This window comes from Bradyrhizobium sp. Ce-3 (assembly GCF_022835695.1).
GTDB lineage: Bacteria > Pseudomonadota > Alphaproteobacteria > Rhizobiales > Xanthobacteraceae > Bradyrhizobium.
This window is the reverse complement of record NZ_BQUV01000011.1, coordinates 1-16630: the sequence shown is the minus strand read 5'-3', so window position 1 is coordinate 16630 and position 16630 is coordinate 1. Positions and strand designations below refer to the sequence as shown.

The window sequence follows — 16630 nt, the reverse complement described above, 5'->3', positions numbered from 1 at the left end:
TCACCATAAATTTGTACTCAGTATAATATTTACTATGGTACAAATTCCTGCATGTCAAATCAGGGCGGATTGCGGGAGCGGAAGAAGGAAGCGACGCGCCAGGCGATCTCGGATGTCGCCACCGAGCTGTTCGTGGCGCGCGGCTTCGACAACGTCTCGGTGGCCGAGATTGCCGAGGCCGCCGAGGTCTCCCGGATGACGGTGTTCAATTACTTTCCGCGCAAGGAAGATCTGTTCTTCGACCGTGAAGAGGAGAGCCGCCAGATGCTGCGGGCCGCCTTGGCCGAGCGTCCGGACGGCGAAGCGCCGCTGATGACGCTACGCAATCTGGTGCACAGCCTGGCGGATCGAGCGCACCCATTCGCGAAATTCACCGACGCGACGGCGAAATTCTGGCGCACCGTCGCCGAGAGCCCGGCGCTGTCGGCACGGGCGCGCGAGATGCGTGACGAATTGATCGACGATCTCGCAACCTTGCTGGCGGGAGCCATCAAGCGTCCGCTCGCCGATGCCGACGCCCGGCTCGCCGCCGCGATGGTGATCACGGCGCTGACCGTCGCCTATGCGGAAGGGCTTCGGGAGCACAAGGCCCGCAGGTCGGCCGCGTCGTCGCGAGCGGCCGTCTTGCAGGTCATGGAGCGAAGCTTTTCCGGCATCGCGGCCATGTTGAAGGATACACCCTACGTGTAATGCCTGGCCGGGCCGCGCGCGACAAAGCCATTGTTCTGCCGCGGCCTGGGCAGCTACTCTCCGAGCGCGTGCGGAAGACACGCATCGAGCAAAGAGAGGAAACCCATGGAACTCGGATACTTCGCGATGCCGTCGCATCCGCCGGAGTGCGGATTGAAGGAGGGCCACGACTGGGACCTGCAGGTGCTGCGCTGGCTGGATGAACTCGGCTATCAGGAAGCCTGGATCGGCGAGCACCACACCGCGCCCTGGGAGCCGCATCCCTCGCCCGATCTCCTGATCGCGCAGGCGCTGCTGCAGACCAAGAACATCCGCATCGGACCCGGTGGCTTCCTGCTGCCGTATCATCACCCGGCGGAGCTCGCCAACCGGGTCGCGATGCTCGATCATCTCTCGAACGGGCGCTTGAACTTCGGCGTCGCCGCCTCGGGCCTGCCGAGCGACTGGGCGATGTTCAATGTCGACGGCATGTCGGGACAGAACCGCGACATGACCCGCGAGGCGCTCGAGATCATCCTGAAGATGTGGACCGAGCCGGCGCCGTGGACCCACAAGGGCAAGTTCTGGACGGTGACCAAGCCGGACACGATGTTCGATTTCCTGAAACCCCACATCAAGCCGCAGCAAGCGCCGCATCCGCCGATCGGCGTCGCCGGCCTGTCGAAGAATTCCGACACGCTGAAGCTCGCCGGTGAGCGCGGCTTCATCCCGATGAGCCTGAACCTCAATCCGGCCTATGTCGGCAGTCACTGGGACTCGGTGGAGGCCGGCGCGGCCAAGACCGGCCGCAAGCCGAGCCGCAAGGACTGGCGGATGGTGCGCGAAGTGTTCGTCGCCGACACCGACGCGGAGGCGTGGAAGCTGTCGACCGGCGACATGATGGGCCGGATGATGGGCGAATATTTCCTGCCGCTGCTCGGCCACTTTGGTTTCAAGGATTATCTGAAGGCCTCGCCCGACGTGCCCGATAGCGACGTCACGGTCGAGTATTGCGCCCGCAACAACTGGATCGTCGGCTCGCCCGCGACCGTCACCGAGAAGATCGAGAAGATCTATCAGGAGGTCGGCGGCTTCGGCGTGCTGCTGGTGTTCGGCTTCGATTACAAGCACAAGCCGGAGGCCTGGCATAATTCGCTGCGGTTGCTGAAGCAGGAGGTCCTGCCGAAGCTGAAGCATCTCGACGCCTCGGTCGGCCGCGCGGCGTAAGTCCCGGAGAGCAAGAGAAAAGGGCAGCGGCAACGCTGCCCCTTTTTCATGTCACGACGGATCGCCGGCGTCAGGCCGTGCCGAGCCAGAACCGGGTTTCGATCTGCGCCCAGCCCTTGCCGATGCGGCTGCTCAGCCAGCTGTCGCTGCGCTTCAGGCCCTTGTCCTTCTGGCCTTCCGGCGTGTTGCGCCAGGCCTGCCAGCGATACTGGCCATAGATGCTGACGATGCGCGCGGCGTAGGTTAGCGCGAGCTGCGAATCGCCCCTGATGATGACGAGGTTGTCGTCGTTCTTGGTGCTGGCGCGGTCGGAGAAATTGTGCGAGCCGGTCATGACCACCGGGTTCTTGCCGGCCGGATCCAGCACGATCACCTTGCTGTGCACGGCGATCATGAATTTCCCGGTGTTCTTGATCTCGTGCTGCCACCAGTCGGCGGTCTTGTCGATGCCGGCGGGCCGGATCACGTCGGCAATCTCTTTGCCCTTGAAGACCTGCTGCTGGCCGTCGCCGGCCAAGAGTTGCAGCTGGTCCTTCGGGCTGTCCTTGCCCTGCGCCGGGAAATTGTTGAGCACGCCGCGCACATAGAGGTTCTTGTCCTGCGCCTTCTCCAGGATCGGGCCGAGCAGGCCCTTGTTGCCGGGATTGAGCATCAGGCACACCGCGCCATGTTCGGCGTCCTCGATCATCTTGTTGGCTTCCTTGAGGTCGCCGCTCTTGGTGGTCGGCGTGAACCAGACGCTGATATTCGACTTGCCGATCGTGAACGGCCATTCGTGATCGCCGGCCACGGCCAGCGCCTTCGGCGATTTGCTGCCGTCGGCGTAGATCGCCTTCCAATGATCGTGATAGGCCGCCGCGATCTTGTCGTCGGTGATCTCCAGCCCATTGTTGTTCTGGGTGCAGAGTCCGGTCCGGGTCCAGTTGGTACTGCCGGTCCAGACCACCTTCGGCGTCTCGGCGCCGTCGCAGAACACCGCGAACTTGTTGTGGGCGTAGCGGCTCGGCGCGATCTTGCGGCGGACGATGTCGACGCCCGCCTTCTTCAGCACGCCGGCGTTCTTCTCGGTGTCCTTTGCGGTGGCGTCGGCCTTGCCGGTGCTGTTGCCGAGCACGACATGCGCCTTGCCTTTCAGCGCGGTCAGCGCGGCGACCAGTTCGGGATCGTTGAGCTCGTAGAGCGCGAGATAGACGTCGCGCTTGTTCGTCTTGGCATCGCCGAGCAGCGCCAGCAGGCGGGCGCCAAGCTCGCCCATCAGGAAGTTGCGGATCTTGTTGCCCTTGGTGGAGATTGCCTTGTCCAGCGTCTGCGAGGCCTTGGGCGTGGTGCCGATCGCGCGCGACAGCCATTGTGCCGAAATCGTGCCGCGGTTGAACCATGGCTTCAGCGGGCCCGACGGGGTGGTGGAGACGTAGTCGGTCCATGTCGCCGGCGCACTGTACGCGGGCTTCACCTTGGTGGCGCCGTCCTTGAGAACCGGAACGACGCCATAGCGGACCGGCGCGTCGGTCGGCGCCAGGAAATCGGTCCAGTTCGTCTTCTGCACCGGCCATTCGGTGCTCGGCCGATGGTCGCCCGGCTTGTGATCCTGCGCCTGGTCCTCGAACCCGACCCAGGTATCGACCACGGTCGCGCTCTTGCCCTGTTGCTGGCGATACAGCGCAAAGCCGAGGCAGTCCGGGATCATTGCCGCGACCTCCCAGACCACGAAGATGCCGTCGGTGGTCGGAAACGCCTGAATTGTGGAAATCATGGTGATGCCTCCAAATCGTGCGCGAGAACTATCCGGTCGATATGAACCTGGCGCGTCAGCGTCCTCGGAGATCGCGTCGGCGCGTTCCGGGCGCTTGGCAGCCGATCTAGCAAAGGGAGCATATCATTTGATATGCAACCTGGACTGTCGGCTGGATCACAGATGGATCACACCACGCACGTCGGCCGGCCGCGATCCGGCAGGGCGGTCGCGGCTGCCTACAGCAACCGCACCGTGATCTTCGCCTTGCCCTTGTGCTCGCCGTAGAACCATTTGTAGACCCAGGGCAGGCCGATCACCGCCTCGTTGACGTAGAGGAAGACCTCGCCGCTGCGATCGGCGGTGAACCTCGCTTTGTAGACCTGCGGATCGGTGTTCGGCGCCGGCGAGGGGTCGAGGAAGTACTCGTCGACCCCGGTTTCGCCAACCCGGGCGATCAGCCTGAACCACGGCCGGAACAGGATCCGCCGCAGGAAGATCGTGAAATAGCCACGCAACTGCTTTGCGCCCTCGAGGGTCGAGGTCCGGTATCCGATCGGCGTGACGGCGCGACCGGCGTCCTCCCATGGCTCCGACATCGTGATCGCGATCTCGTATTTGAACCCGGTGCGCACCTTGAGGCCGGTCGGTGCACAGATCGCGCCGGTGTCGAAGTCGGCCGCATCCTGGGGGATGCCCTTGTCGACGGCGACAAGTCTGTCGGCCGCAGTCCCCGTGCAGAACGCGCCCATCGAATCGGCGGCGTTGAACAGGAAATGGCTGAGCAGCGTCGCGCCGTACCAGACCATCACGGCCGTCAGCAGGAACGGAACGACATGCCGTTTCCCGACATTGAGGACCCACTGATAGATTGCGCTGGTGCGGAATCGATAGATCGCATTGTGCACGAAGCCGGAGAGCGGCTTGGGTTTGGCGCGGTCGCGCCAGATGATCCGCATCCGGTCGCTGATCGTGGCGCTGAGCGAACTGCCGACCGCCATCAGCGCGGCAACGGCGATGACGCCGCCGGCGAACCATTCGGGATTGCCGGCGTACCAATCGGCCCACCAATGAAAGGACTGCGGCAGGAACGATTCGACGAAGCGCACCAGCTCCGAAATCATCCTGAACCAGGAGCTGAATTCGTGCTCCTTGTGCTGATTGTGGAACAGCCAGAACGCCGCCAGATGCAGCGAGGCCGCCAGCGTGGCGAAGTAGGCGATCCGGCGCATCCAGACGAAATTCCACAGCTTCTCCTGCGCGGCATAGCGCGCCGGTGCGCCTGCCGGCGTCTCGAAGGTCGTCGCGCCGAGCGGCGTGATCTGGCCGCTGCGGGAGACGATCACGTAGTTCGGCGGAAGTCCGATCGGGGCATAGGCATTGGCGCCGCTGTCGATCCGCTCGAACACGCTTTCGTGGATCTTCGGCATCGGCACGCTGACGCCGGCATAGCGATCATTGCAGAGGTCGACGACCTTGCGCGGGCCGTATCGATAATACGAGCCGAGGCCAGCGCGCGAATCATAGAGGCGGCCATCCTTGTCCTCGGAGGATCGGATCGCCTTGATCGCATCGGGGTCGGCAATTGGTGCGCTCTTGAACACCAGCCCGCGCTTGACGGCTTCGTCGACCAGCCACGCCAGCGGCACGAACGCGACGGCATCGTCCGGATAGCCGCCGCCGACGTTGGCGTGCATGCCGACGAACCACACCTGGACCAGGCGCTCGCCATCGATGGTTGTCGGCACCGCCGGTGCGGGCTGTCCCGGCTCCTGCTCGGTCCAGAGCACCGGATGGAACGTGGTGCGCTCGTCGTCGAGCGCCAGCGCGTGGCGCGCGCACTTCACCTTGGGGCTGAGAATCCGGTTCGGCAGCTCGAGCGGCCACACCCAGTTCGAGATGCCGCGCGTCATCTCGTCGATCGGCAGGCCGTAGGCCGCGACGGTGTCCCAGATGCCGATGAATTCGATCGCCGCGACCTGCTTCCGGACGATCTGCGAATAGGGCTTGTTGCGTTGAAGGCGGTCGAGCACCGGCACGAGGACATAGTCGCGCAGCGCCCGGAACAGCACCTCGATGCGCCAGATCGAGTGGTAGCCCGCGGCGCGGTACGCGCGATAGGCCTTCACCGCGCCGTCGTGCAGCTCGGCCTCGGTGTCCGCGACGATCAGGCCCTGATCGAGGATCAGTGCCGCGAGCGTGCGTACGGTGAATGCGCCGCGGCTGAATCCGAACAGGTAGATCTTCGAATCATTCTGATGGTCGTAGTTGCGGCAGATGAACTTGTAGGCATCGAGGATATTGCGCTTGAGGCCGTAGCCGAACGCGCCGCCGAGCAGCGCAAGCGGCACGAATTTCGACGTGCCGACGCCGTCATCATATTTGGCGGCCTGGCTGTTGCCCTGCAAATCGAGCGACTGGAATATCCGCCAGACATTGGTGCGCCAGACGCTGGAAGCTGCGTTGCCGGTGCCGTCGGACAGGATGATGATCTTGGGGCTCGGCATCGCAGGACGCTCTCTGAAATGAATGAAGCGGATGACGCAGCGTAGTAGTAGCGGATTTGATTGCTACCTTGGATCGATCTTTAGTCATTCTGTGCCGCGACCGGTGTGAACTGGCGCACAAAAGCGTCACGTGGTCGCGGCCATGTGAGTAGCGACGGCTTTCGCGTTGCCGCGAAAAGGCCTAGCCTGATGGTGGCGCAATTCATTGATGAGGCACAGCAATGCGCAGCCGCGTCAGAAAATTTGCCCATGTCCTGGAGCGCTTCGGCCTTGCCCTGGCGGGCGCCGCAAGCGGCCTGTTCGTCGCCATCCATGTCGGCTCGAGCGTGTCGGCCCTGACCTCGCAGGCGTTCCTGCTGATCATGATGCTGGGCGGCGCGATCGGCTTCTATCTCGGCATCGATACGCCGCCAAAACTGTTCCATCCGAAGGACGGAGCCTCGACACGGAAGATCGACGCAGCGGAGCTGCTCAGCGCGATCGGCACCTTCCTCGCGACCATGGTTGCGTTCTTCTCGGTGGGCGTCGTCGTGCTGCGGAGCGAGCCGGACATCGGCTGGACCGCGGCCATCATGGCGGGCTGGGTGCTCGGCGTCGCGATGCAGATCGTCGCCGGCACGATCGCGCGGGCGCGCGCCTGAGGCATCGCCTGGCCGCGCCTACCGGTTCGCGATCTTGGTGGGATCCTTGATCGCCCTGAACGTCTCGTGCTCGACGCTGTAGAGCTCGCCGCCGACCTTCTCGACCTTGCGAATATAGATGTCGTGGACGACCTCGCGGGTCTTCGGGTCGATCGACATCGGGCCGCGCGGGCTTTCCCAGGCCATGCCCTTCATGGCATCGACCAATGCCTCACCGTTGGTCATGCCGCCGGTCGCCTTCAGCGCCTGGTAGATCAGATGCATGCCGTCATAGCCGCTGACACTGATGAAGTTCGGACGCACATTGGCATTGGCCTTGCGGAATGCGGCGACATAGTCGCGGTTCAGATCGGATGGATGAGCGGCGGAGTAGAATCCGGCCGTGATCATGCCGATCATGGCATCGCTCATCCCCGGCAGGTCCTCGTCGTCGGCGATGTCGCCGGGGCCGATCAGCTTGATCCCGCTCTTGTCGAGCCCGCGCTCGACAAACTGCTTGGCCAGAATGCCGGCCTGGCTTGCCGGGACGAAGATGAACAGCGTATCGGGATTGCCATCGCGCGCACGCTGCAGGAACGGCGCGAAGTCGGGATTGGCCAGCGGCACTTTCAGCGCTTCGACGATCGAGCCGCCTGCCACGGTGAAGCTCGCCGTGAAGACGCCGGCGGCCTCGTGCCCCGGTGCCCAGTCGGACGCGATGATGGTGGCCCGCTTCGATCCGTTTCTCGCCGCCCATTCCGCCAGCACGCTGGCCTGCTGCGCATGCGTCCAGCTGGTGCGCACGAAGTAGGGCGACCGTTCGGTCACGATCGAGGTACCCGATATCATGACGACGGTCGCCGTCTTGCTGTCATTGACGACGGGCGCGAGAGCCAGCACGCTCGGCGTCGATCCGGCGCCGAGGATCGCGACCTTGTCGTTGATGATCAGCTCCTGTGCCATGCGCTTGGCATTGTCCGGCACGCTGCCATCGTCCCGGACGATCAACTCGATCTTGCGACCGGCGACCGTATCGCCGTGCTGCGCCATATAGAGCCGCGCTCCGGCGACCGCCTGCTTGCCGACCGGCCCCAGAACGCCGGTCAGCGGCATCACCAGCCCAACCTTCACAACGTCCGGCGCCTGGGCGCGTCCCGATTGCATGGTCGCGAGCGCCAGAACAACCCCGGCCAGTGCGGCAAACGCTGTCCTCGTCATGGTCGACCTCCCGCGTGCCCGGAAATGATGCCGGACCGGTTCACGACTATCGGCGTCGCTGTCGGGAAGTCCTGATCAAGAAGTGACAGAACGACGAATTTCCTGCTAAATTTCTCCGATTGGTGCCGTCTGTGGGCATGGAGTGACCTCTATGAACCCGGCGACTGATTCTGTTTTGATATTTGATTGCTTCGTGCTCGATTTCGCCCGCGGTGTCGCGCGCGTCGACGGTGTCGAGCTCGACCTCAGGCCAAAGTCATTCGCGGTGCTCCGTCATCTCGCCCGCAATGCCGGGCGGCTGGTATCCAAGCAGGACCTGCACGAGGCGGTCTGGGGTAACGTTGCCGTTTCGGACGACTCGCTCGTGCAATGCATCCGCGAGCTGCGCCAAAAATTGCGCGATGACGACCACCGCATCATCAAGACCGTGTCGCGCCGGGGATACCGGCTCGATGCCGAGCCTGCTCCGCCATCGCACGACCATGGACCGCAGGACGTCCTGCGCGAGCCGTCGACTGCCGGGGGCGTTGCAATGCGTTTGGCCGCGCTTCCCCGATGGTTGCTGGTCGTCGGACTGTCAGTGATCGCCTTCGCAGCTCTTGCCTCCGCGCGGCCAATTGCCGGCGGGATGTGGCATCCGCTGGCGCAATTGGCGAACTGGCTTGCGCCGCAGGATCACGGCATCGTGCCGGATCAGGATGTCGAGCGGATCACCGCGCTGGCCGCCGAGAAGCAATTGCCGCTTCCCGCTTATCGCGTTCACGCGCCGGCAAGTGACGTGCCGGACAATATTCGTCGCTTTCTCGGCGTGTGGGTGAGCGGTGAGGGATGGATCAATTCGCACCGCCAATTCATGATGATCGTCACCAATGTCGATCGGGACGGTGTCGCGACCGGCTATCTCGTCAATGGACCGGCGATGCCGCACAGCCGAGTGTCCGGACCTGGTTTTTCCGGAGGCTTCACCGGATATGTCCTCGATGACGTCCTGCGATATGACGGCAATGCGGGACTGCATTCTGCATCCATCACCGCGGACGGACGGATCGAGTTTAAGCTCGTCTTCCGCGAGGGAGGCACCAGCGTCGTGTTCCTCGAACCGCTCTGGACGCTCGCCAACCCAGGTCGTGTCGCGCGTAATCAAACCTGACTGCCGGGCGTGACGCCCAATCCTGCCAGATGCGTGTCGACGAATTGCGCGAGCCGCTCGCGCAACTGCTCCGGCGGCACCGCGACCATGCGCTCCTCGAGGCCCAGCGAGATGATGCCGTGGACCGCAGAGAACATCTCCCGCGACAGCAGCGCGACATCGTTGGGATCGCGATCGGGCAACAGCCGCACCAGCGGCGCATGCATCAGCGCGAACGCATCCATCACCATCGCCAGGATATCTTCCGGAAACGGCCGGTCGTCCTCCATGCGGTGCTCGAACAGCGAGCGCAGCAGATTGGCGTGCTCGGTGGCGAAGCCGAGATAGGCGTCGGCGAGCCCGTGCAGCTGGCGCAGGGCATCATCGGCCGGGACCGCCTTGAGCCGCGCCGTCAGGGCCTGAACGGTCTCCCGGTTCACGGTCAGGATCAGGCCGTCGAAGTCGCCAAACTCGTTATAGACACTGCCGATGGAGCAGGCGGCGGCCTCGGCAACGTCACGAACTTTCAATGATCTCAAGCCTTTAGTGGCGATAGACCGGCGTGCGATCTCGATCAGCAGCGTGCGCCGCTGAATCTTTTTCCGGTCTCGTCGCGATTCTTCTTGAACAATGTTCATTTTCAAGCTACTAATTTGAGCGTTGCTCAAGTTGGCATAGGAGGCCACTCAGATGCAGACACTAGCACTTCAATTGACCACCACCCTTGTCGATGACGCGATCGAGCTCGTGACGGGCTTTGGCCGCGGCATCCTCTCCCTGGCGATGGCGCCGATCGAGCGGATCGCCCGCGCCTGCGACGTCGCAGGCGTGCTGGAGCAGCGGCGCGCGGATCGGCGCGCGCCGCGCCCGGCGGCGACCAGCGGCGGCCGCTGCAAGTCACGCAACTGCCGCTGGTCGCCGTTCCGCGGGTTGAGTGAACTGACCTGAAGCAGGCAGGCGCAATTGTCGCCGAATGCTCAAGAAAGCACTCACCATGTCCCTCGCGAGCCCGTTTCGAAGTCGATCGACCACAACCCTGGATAAGGTCTCGTACATTTCTCCCGGGCATTGTCGCGACGCTTGGTGCGGCCGATCCGCGCCGGCATCGAACCGATACGTTGCGGAAAAGACTAAAGGCTGCGGCATCTCCGTCATTTTCACCACCCTCACCATTCTCTGCCATCCCAACTCGCAGACCTGCCAGCGCCGCGCGCGCTAACCCAAGGAACCGGTCATGATCAAGGAATTGATGACGTCCCGCCGCTTCGCGCCGCTGTTCTGGTCGCAGTTCTGCTCGGCCCTCAACGACAACGTGCTGAAGAACGCGCTGGTCATCATGCTGCTGTACGGCGTCGCCAACGAGCAGGGACCGGCGCTGGTCCAGCTCGCCGGCGCGGTGTTCATCTTCCCGTTCTTCGTGCTGTCGGCGCTCGGTGGCGAACTCGCCGACCGCTACATCAAATCCATCGTCGCGCGCCGGCTGAAGTTCTTCGAGATCTTCGCCGCGGCGTTTGCCGCAGCCGGCTTCTTCACCCATTCGATCCCGCTGCTGTTCATCGCGCTGGCGCTGTTCGGCATCGTCGCCGCGCTGTTCGGCCCCGTGAAATATGCCGTGCTGCCCGACCAGCTGTCGGTGTCCGAACTGGCGACCGGCAACGCGCTGGTCGAGGGCGCGACCTTCATGGCGATTCTGATCGGCACCATCGCGGGCGGCATGTTCGTTGCGGGCGCCAGCCACATGGGCTGGATCTGCGCCGCCGTGGTCGGCCTGTCGGTGCTGTCGTGGGGATTTGCCTCGCGCATTCCGGTGACGCAGCCCTCCGCGCCTGATCTGCCGATCACCAGGAATCCCTGGACCTCGACGGTGCGCCTGTTGAAGTCGCTCTATGCCGAGCCGCGGCTGTGGGACGGCATGGTGATCGTGTCCTGGTTCTGGATGGTCGGCGCGATCGTGCTGTCGCTGCTGCCCGCGCTGATCAAGGAAGGCGTCGGCGGCACCGAGGGCGTGGTCACGCTGTGCCTTGCCGTGTTCGCGATCGGCATCGCCGCCGGCTCGCTGTTCGCCGCGCAGCTGAGCCACGTCCGGCCGAACCTCGCGCTGGTGCCGATCGGCGCCATCGTAATGGGCGTGATCGGCCTCGACCTCGCACTTGCGATCGCCACCACCTCGCTCGGCAAGGACGTCACCGCGGCCGCGTTCGCGACCTCGTTCGGCGGCTTCCGCATGCTGGCCGACTTCTTCTTGTTCGCGTTCGGCGGCGGCCTGTTCGTGGTGCCGTCGTTCGCCGCGGTGCAGGCCTGGACCGCGCCGTCCGAGCGCGCCCGCATCATCGCTGCCGGCAACATTTTGCAGGCCGGCTTCATGGTTGTCGGCGCGGTGTTCACCGGCGCGCTGCAAGCTACCGGCCTGCCGATCGCCTGGATCTTCTTCGGCCTTGCGATCGCGAGCTTCGGCACCGTCTGGTTCGTGCTGACCAAATGGGGCAAGGAGGGCGTGCGCGATTTCGGCGCGCTGCTGTTCCGCGCGATGTTCCGCCTCGAGGTGCGCGGCATGGAGAATCTGCCGCCCGCAGGTACGCGGATGCTGATCGCGCCCAACCATGTCAGCCTGGTCGATGGCCCGCTGTTGCACGCCACGCTGCCGATCGACGCCAGCTTCGCAGTCGACACCGGCATCGCCAAGGCGTGGTGGGCCAAGCCGTTCCTGAAGATGATCAAGCACTACACGATGGATCCGTCGAAGCCGCTGGCTGCGCGCGACCTGATCAAGCTGGTCGCCGCCGGCGAGCCGGTGGTGATCTTCCCGGAAGGCCGCATCACGGTCTCCGGTTCGCTGATGAAGGTCTATGACGGCACCGCGATGATCGCCGACAAGGCCGATGCGGTCGTCGTTCCCGTGCGCATCGAGGGCGCGCAGCGCTCGTATCTCAGCTATCTCAAGAACGGCGAGATCAAGCGCTCCTGGTTCCCCAAGGTGACGATCTCGATCCTGCCGCCGGTCAAGCTGCCGGTCGACCAGTCGCTGCGCGGCAAGGCGCGCCGCAATGCCGCCGGCGCAGCGCTTCAGGACGTCATGATCGACGCCATGGTCCAGAACGCGATGCTCGATCAGACCCTGTTCGAGGGCCTCGGCCACGCCTATCGCGACCGCGACACCGGCAAGCCGATCATCGAGGACGCGCTCGGCACCAAGCTGACCTATCGCAAGCTGATCCTCGGCGCGCAGGTCTTGAGCCGCAAGCTCGAGCAGGGCACTTCGGTCGGCGAGAATGTCGGCGTGCTGCTGCCGAACTCGGCCGGCGTTGCCGTCGTGTTCATGGCGCTGCAGACCATCGGCCGCGTGCCGGCGATGCTCAACTTCTCGGCCGGTCCGGTCAACGTGCTGGCCGCGATGAAGGCGGCGCAGGTGAAGACCGTGCTGACCTCGCAGGCCTTCATCGAGAAGGGCAAGCTCGACAAGCTGATCGCGGCGATCGCCGGCCAGGCGCGCGTCGTCTATCTCGAGGACGTCAGGGCGGGCATCGGCCTCGCTGACAAGATCGCGGGCTTCCGCGCCGGCATCGCGCCGCGCGTCGCTCGCGAGGCCAACGACCCCGCGGTCATCCTGTTCACCTCGGGCTCGGAGGGCACGCCGAAGGGCGTCGTGCTGTCCCATCGCAACATCCTCGCCAACGCGGCGCAGGCGCTGGCGCGGGTCGATGCCAATGCCAACGACAAGGTGTTCAACGTGCTGCCGGTGTTCCACTCGTTTGGTCTCACCGGCGGCATGATGATGCCGCTGCTCGGCGGCATTCCGATCTTCATGTATCCGTCGCCGCTGCACTACCGGATCGTGCCCGAGCTGATCTACCAGACCGGCGCCACCATCCTGTTCGGCACCGACACCTTCCTCACCGGTTATGCCCGCTCGGCGCATGCCTATGATTTCCGCACGCTGCGGCTCGTCATCGCCGGCGCCGAGGCAGTGAAGGAGCGCACCCGGCAGATCTACATGGAGCGCTACGGCATCCGCATCCTGGAGGGCTACGGCGTCACCGAGACCGCGCCGGTGCTGGCGATGAACACGCCGATGGCCAACCGCCAGGGCACCGTCGGCCGGATCTCGCCGCTGATGCAGTATCGGCTCGATCCGGTCCCCGGCATCGAGGAAGGCGGCCGTCTCTCGGTGAAGGGCCCGAACGTGATGATCGGCTATCTCCGCGCCGAGAATCCCGGCGTGCTGGAGCCACTGCCGGACGGCTGGCACGACACCGGCGATATCGTCACGGTCGATGCGCAGGGCTTCATCGCGATCAAGGGCCGCGCCAAGCGCTTCGCCAAGATCGCCGGCGAGATGGTCTCGCTGTCGGCGGTGGAGACCATGGCATCAGCGTTGTGGCCGCAGGCGATGTCGGTCGCGGTCACGATCCCCGATCAGCGCAAGGGCGAACGCATCGTGCTGCTCACCACGCAGAAGGATGCCGACCGTGCCGCGATGCAACGCCAGGCCAAGAGCTCAGGCGCCTCGGAGCTCGCGGTGCCCGCCGACATCCGAATCGTCGACAAGGTGCCGCTGCTCGGCACCGGCAAGACCGACTATGTCGGCGCCACGGCGCTGGCCAAGGAACTCGCCGCCGCTGCGCCGGCACACGCGCCGCAGGCGGATGAGAATACCGATGCGGCCGAGGCCGAGCCGGAGGCGCGTCAGCAACACGTTGCCTGAGTGTCGGCATGATGGTTGTGCTTTCCGGGAGCATGTTGTCAGATGGACGGCAACTGCTCCCGAGAAAGCACAGCCATGGTTCTTCCGCTCGACCCCGTCATCGAAAAAATCATCCCGCTGCTGCCGCTGCGCGATCCCGCAACCATGACGCCGCAGAGCTGCCGCGATTCGCTGCGCGCACTGGCCGAGGCGCGCAAGGCGGTGCCGCCGCCGCCGGTCGATGTCGCACGCGACATTCAGGTGCAGGGCGCCGCCGGCAAGCTCGGCGCGCGGCTCTATCGCAACGGCAGCGGCAGCGCGCCGACCGTGATCTTCTTCCATGGCGGCGGCTGGGTCGCCGGCGATCTCGAGACCCATGACCGCCAGGCCCGCAACCTCGTGATCGAGACCGGCGCGGTGGTGATCTCGGTCGACTACCGCCAGCCGCCGGAGACGCGTTTCCCCGGCGCGTTCGAGGATGCCTTTGCCGCGATCCGCGACGTCGTCGCGCGGATCGCCGAGTTCGGCGGCGATCTTGCCCGCGTCGGCGTCGCCGGCGATTCCGCCGGCGGCAACCTCGCCGCCACCACGGCGCTCGCCTGCCGCGACGCCGGCATCAAGCTCGCCGGGCAGCTGCTGGTCTATCCCGTCACCGACGTGGTCGGCAGTTTTGCCGATGCGAGCGAGAACGCCAAATTTCCGTCACGTGACGAGAATGCCGAGGGCTACTTCCTGACGCGCGCGACGATGCAGTGGTTCACAGGGCACTATCTCGCGGACCCTGCGCAAGGGTCCGACTGGCGCGTCTCGCCGCTGCGCGCAGAATCTCTCGCCGGTGTCGCGCCCGCGGTGGTCACGACCGCCTGGTTCGATCCCTTGCGCGACGAGGGCCACGCCTATGCCAAGGCGTTGCAGGCCGCCGGCGTGCCGGTCGCGTATCACACCGGCGAGGGGCTCATCCACGGCTACTTCGGCCTCGGCGATGCGTCCGACGCCGCGCGCGCCGAGGCGCAGCGCGCGCGGGCGGATTTCAAGCTGTTGTTGGAGCGGGGGGCGTAACGCCTCCCTTACCCTCCCATGGGGGAGGCGCTGCCAAAATATCGAAAACAACCCCATGCACAGTAGCCGGCGGTGGCGGTCGGCGTTCAACCAGGCGGCTTGACGCGTCGGGCAACTCAGGGATATATTTCCAATATTCAGAAATCAGGCAGATGTACGCTGGCCACCCTCCCCTGGAGGGGGAGGGTCGTTGCGCATGCAGCGAAGCGAAATGCGCAGCGGGGTGGGGTGACGGTGTCTCCGCGTCCAACAGTGCCCGAACGGAGAGATCACCCCACCCCGTCTCACATTCCGCTGCGCTTCATGTGAGTCGACCCTCCCCCTCCAGGGGAGGGTAGCCCCCTCAATCATTCCCGATGGTGTCGCCGAACAGCTGCCAGGTCTCGCCGTTGAATTTCTGCAGCCGCATCGCCTCGACCGGGAAGTAGTCGGTCGGCGAGGTCTTCACCTTGATGCCGGGCAGGAACATCGGCAACGCGATGTCGAGGTTGGCGGCCTGCTTCATGATGTTCTCATGGGTGAGATCGTCGCCGCATTGCTTCAACACCTGCACCGTCGCCTCCGCCACCACATAGCCGTAGACGATCAGCTGGTCCTGCAGATTGCCGTCCGGAAAATAGCTCTTCATGAAGCTCTGCCACGCGATCACGTCCGGATCATCCTTCCACTGCGGATCGTTCGGATCCTTCAGCGAGTAGGACGAGATGATGTCCTTGGAGTATTCGAAGCCGGCCGGCTTCAGCACTGAGGAGACCGAAGTCGAGGTCGCCGCGAGGAAGAACAAATCCGGCTTCCAGCCGATCTCGCCGATCTTCTTGATCGCTTGCGCCGCCTGCTTGGGGATCGCGTGCATGAACAGCACATTGGCGCCGGAAGCTTTCAGCTTCACGATCTGGCTGTCGACCGTCGGATCGGTCGATTCATAGGTCGTCTCTGCCACCACCATTTTGGCGGTGTTCTCTGCGCCCAAGCCCTTCTTGAAGCCGTTGCCGTAATCCTTGCCGGCGTCGTCGTTCTGGTAGAACAGCGCGATCTTGGCGTCGGGCTTCTGGGTCAGCACATATTTGGCGTAGACCGCGGTCTCGGCCTGGTACGACGGCTGGAAGCCGATCGACCACGGATAATGCTGATAGTCGCCCCACAGCGTGGCGCCGGCGCCGACGAACAGCTGCGGCACCTTCTTGTCGTTGAGATATTTGCGCACGGCAAGGCCGGTCGGCGTGCCCAGCGGATTGAGGATCGCGGCGACCTCCTCCTGCTCCACCAGCTTGCGGGTCTGCTCCACCGTCTTCGGCGGCGAGTAGCCGTCGTCGAGCGTGATCAGATTGATCTTGCGCCCGTTCACGCCGCCCTGGTCGTTGATCATCTTGAAGTAGGCGGCCTGCGTCTTCGCGATCACGCTGTAGGCCGACGCCGCGCCGGAGAATGGCGAGGTCTGCCCGAGCTTGATCTCGGTGTCGCTGGCGCCCGCGCCGTATTTCTTCTCGGCGGCATGCACCTGTGTCGCGAGCGCAAGCACGGCCGCTGCCGTGATGGCCTTCCAGATCATCGTGAGCCTCCCTGTGCGTTTTTTGTTGTTCGCGAGGGGAGCTTACGGGAGGTTTGGGAAGGCAGGCTTGCGGCGAGACGCCGGGGCAGGGATGCGAAAATGCGGCGGGGTCTAATTTTTACCGTCGTCCCGGCGAAGGCCGGCAACTGTTATGTTGAAGGGGCTGTCCGATAGGGCTTTCTGTCGCGCATCATGGCGTTGAGGATGGTGAGCAGCTTTCGAGCAACGGCAATGAGGGC

Annotated in this window: 12 protein-coding genes; 7 read left to right on the top strand and 5 right to left on the bottom strand. The window is 64.5% G+C overall.

Going from position 1 to position 16630, the window contains the following annotated elements:
- The first annotated feature begins 51 nt into the window (after window positions 1-51).
- Window positions 52-690, top strand: a complete 639-nt coding sequence (locus tag BRSPCE3_RS31060) for a TetR/AcrR family transcriptional regulator (RefSeq protein WP_244070163.1) — start codon at window positions 52-54, stop codon at window positions 688-690.
- Between the two features lie 105 nt (window positions 691-795).
- Window positions 796-1896 carry an LLM class flavin-dependent oxidoreductase gene (locus tag BRSPCE3_RS31055; RefSeq protein WP_097671068.1) on the top strand — a complete coding sequence of 367 codons (1101 nt, stop codon included), beginning with the start codon at window positions 796-798 and terminating at the stop codon, window positions 1894-1896.
- Between the two features lie 70 nt (window positions 1897-1966).
- Here the strand turns inward: BRSPCE3_RS31055 and BRSPCE3_RS31050 are convergent, their stop codons facing one another.
- Both BRSPCE3_RS31050 and BRSPCE3_RS31045 read right to left on the bottom strand, forming a co-directional pair.
- Complete coding sequence (locus tag BRSPCE3_RS31050) at window positions 1967-3649, bottom strand: phospholipase D-like domain-containing protein (RefSeq protein WP_244070162.1); 1683 nt, start codon at window positions 3647-3649, stop codon at window positions 1967-1969.
- Window positions 3650-3867: 218 nt separating this feature from the next.
- A complete protein-coding gene (locus BRSPCE3_RS31045; protein WP_244070161.1) occupies window positions 3868-6135 on the bottom strand; it encodes a DUF2235 domain-containing protein in 2268 nt (755 codons plus the stop codon).
- Window positions 6136-6356: 221 nt separating this feature from the next.
- Between BRSPCE3_RS31045 and BRSPCE3_RS31040 the strand changes: the two genes are divergently transcribed.
- Complete coding sequence (locus BRSPCE3_RS31040) at window positions 6357-6776, top strand: hypothetical protein (RefSeq protein ID WP_244070159.1); 420 nt, start codon at window positions 6357-6359, stop codon at window positions 6774-6776.
- 18 nt (window positions 6777-6794) lie between these two features.
- On the opposite strand, the gene BRSPCE3_RS31035 is transcribed toward BRSPCE3_RS31040, so the two are convergent.
- Complete coding sequence (locus BRSPCE3_RS31035) at window positions 6795-7973, bottom strand: ABC transporter substrate-binding protein (protein ID WP_244070157.1); 1179 nt, start codon at window positions 7971-7973, stop codon at window positions 6795-6797.
- A gap of 151 nt (window positions 7974-8124) precedes the next feature.
- Here BRSPCE3_RS31035 and BRSPCE3_RS31030 point away from each other — a divergent pair, with 151 nt between their 5' ends.
- The gene (locus tag BRSPCE3_RS31030) at window positions 8125-9123 is read left to right on the top strand and encodes a winged helix-turn-helix domain-containing protein (protein ID WP_244070155.1); all 999 of its coding nucleotides are present in this window, start codon (window positions 8125-8127) and stop codon (window positions 9121-9123) included.
- On the opposite strand, the gene BRSPCE3_RS31025 is transcribed toward BRSPCE3_RS31030, so the two are convergent.
- Window positions 9114-9740: a TetR/AcrR family transcriptional regulator gene (locus BRSPCE3_RS31025; RefSeq protein WP_244070641.1), complete on the bottom strand. Its 627-nt coding sequence runs from the start codon at window positions 9738-9740 to the stop codon at window positions 9114-9116. The genes BRSPCE3_RS31030 and BRSPCE3_RS31025 overlap by 10 nt on opposite strands.
- Window positions 9741-9792: 52 nt before the next feature.
- On the opposite strand from BRSPCE3_RS31025, the gene BRSPCE3_RS31020 reads away from it, so the two are divergent.
- The 3 genes from BRSPCE3_RS31020 (at window position 9793) to BRSPCE3_RS31010 (ending at window position 14842) form a co-directional block, all read left to right on the top strand.
- A complete protein-coding gene (locus BRSPCE3_RS31020; RefSeq protein ID WP_244070153.1) occupies window positions 9793-10050 on the top strand; it encodes a hypothetical protein in 258 nt (85 codons plus the stop codon).
- Window positions 10051-10336: 286 nt separating this feature from the next.
- The gene (locus BRSPCE3_RS31015; RefSeq protein WP_244070152.1) at window positions 10337-13804 is read left to right on the top strand and encodes an acyl-[ACP]--phospholipid O-acyltransferase; all 3468 of its coding nucleotides are present in this window, start codon (window positions 10337-10339) and stop codon (window positions 13802-13804) included.
- A 75-nt stretch (window positions 13805-13879) separates the two neighbouring features.
- Window positions 13880-14842, top strand: coding sequence for an alpha/beta hydrolase (locus BRSPCE3_RS31010; RefSeq protein ID WP_244070151.1), 963 nt, complete (start codon window positions 13880-13882; stop codon window positions 14840-14842).
- 343 nt (window positions 14843-15185) lie between these two features.
- Here the strand turns inward: BRSPCE3_RS31010 and BRSPCE3_RS31005 are convergent, their stop codons facing one another.
- A complete protein-coding gene (locus tag BRSPCE3_RS31005; RefSeq protein WP_244070150.1) occupies window positions 15186-16391 on the bottom strand; it encodes an ABC transporter substrate-binding protein in 1206 nt (401 codons plus the stop codon).
- Window positions 16392-16630 lie beyond the last annotated feature (239 nt).

Bases quoted from the DNA above. Each gene is read 5' to 3' on its own strand.
- BRSPCE3_RS31030 (WP_244070155.1), top strand. From the start codon at position 8,125: ATGAACCCGGCGACTGATTCTGTTTTGATATTTGATTGCTTCGTGCTC.
- BRSPCE3_RS31005 (WP_244070150.1), bottom strand. From the start codon at position 16,391: ATGATCTGGAAGGCCATCACGGCAGCGGCCGTGCTTGCGCTCGCGACA.
- BRSPCE3_RS31045 (WP_244070161.1), bottom strand. From the start codon at position 6,135: ATGCCGAGCCCCAAGATCATCATCCTGTCCGACGGCACCGGCAACGCA.
- BRSPCE3_RS31055 (WP_097671068.1), top strand. From the start codon at position 796: ATGGAACTCGGATACTTCGCGATGCCGTCGCATCCGCCGGAGTGCGGA.
- BRSPCE3_RS31035 (WP_244070157.1), bottom strand. From the start codon at position 7,973: ATGACGAGGACAGCGTTTGCCGCACTGGCCGGGGTTGTTCTGGCGCTC.
- BRSPCE3_RS31040 (WP_244070159.1), top strand. From the start codon at position 6,357: ATGCGCAGCCGCGTCAGAAAATTTGCCCATGTCCTGGAGCGCTTCGGC.
- BRSPCE3_RS31050 (WP_244070162.1), bottom strand. From the start codon at position 3,649: ATGATTTCCACAATTCAGGCGTTTCCGACCACCGACGGCATCTTCGTG.
- BRSPCE3_RS31010 (WP_244070151.1), top strand. From the start codon at position 13,880: ATGGTTCTTCCGCTCGACCCCGTCATCGAAAAAATCATCCCGCTGCTG.
- BRSPCE3_RS31025 (WP_244070641.1), bottom strand. From the start codon at position 9,740: ATGAACATTGTTCAAGAAGAATCGCGACGAGACCGGAAAAAGATTCAG.
- BRSPCE3_RS31020 (WP_244070153.1), top strand. From the start codon at position 9,793: ATGCAGACACTAGCACTTCAATTGACCACCACCCTTGTCGATGACGCG.
- BRSPCE3_RS31015 (WP_244070152.1), top strand. From the start codon at position 10,337: ATGATCAAGGAATTGATGACGTCCCGCCGCTTCGCGCCGCTGTTCTGG.
- BRSPCE3_RS31060 (WP_244070163.1), top strand. From the start codon at position 52: ATGTCAAATCAGGGCGGATTGCGGGAGCGGAAGAAGGAAGCGACGCGC.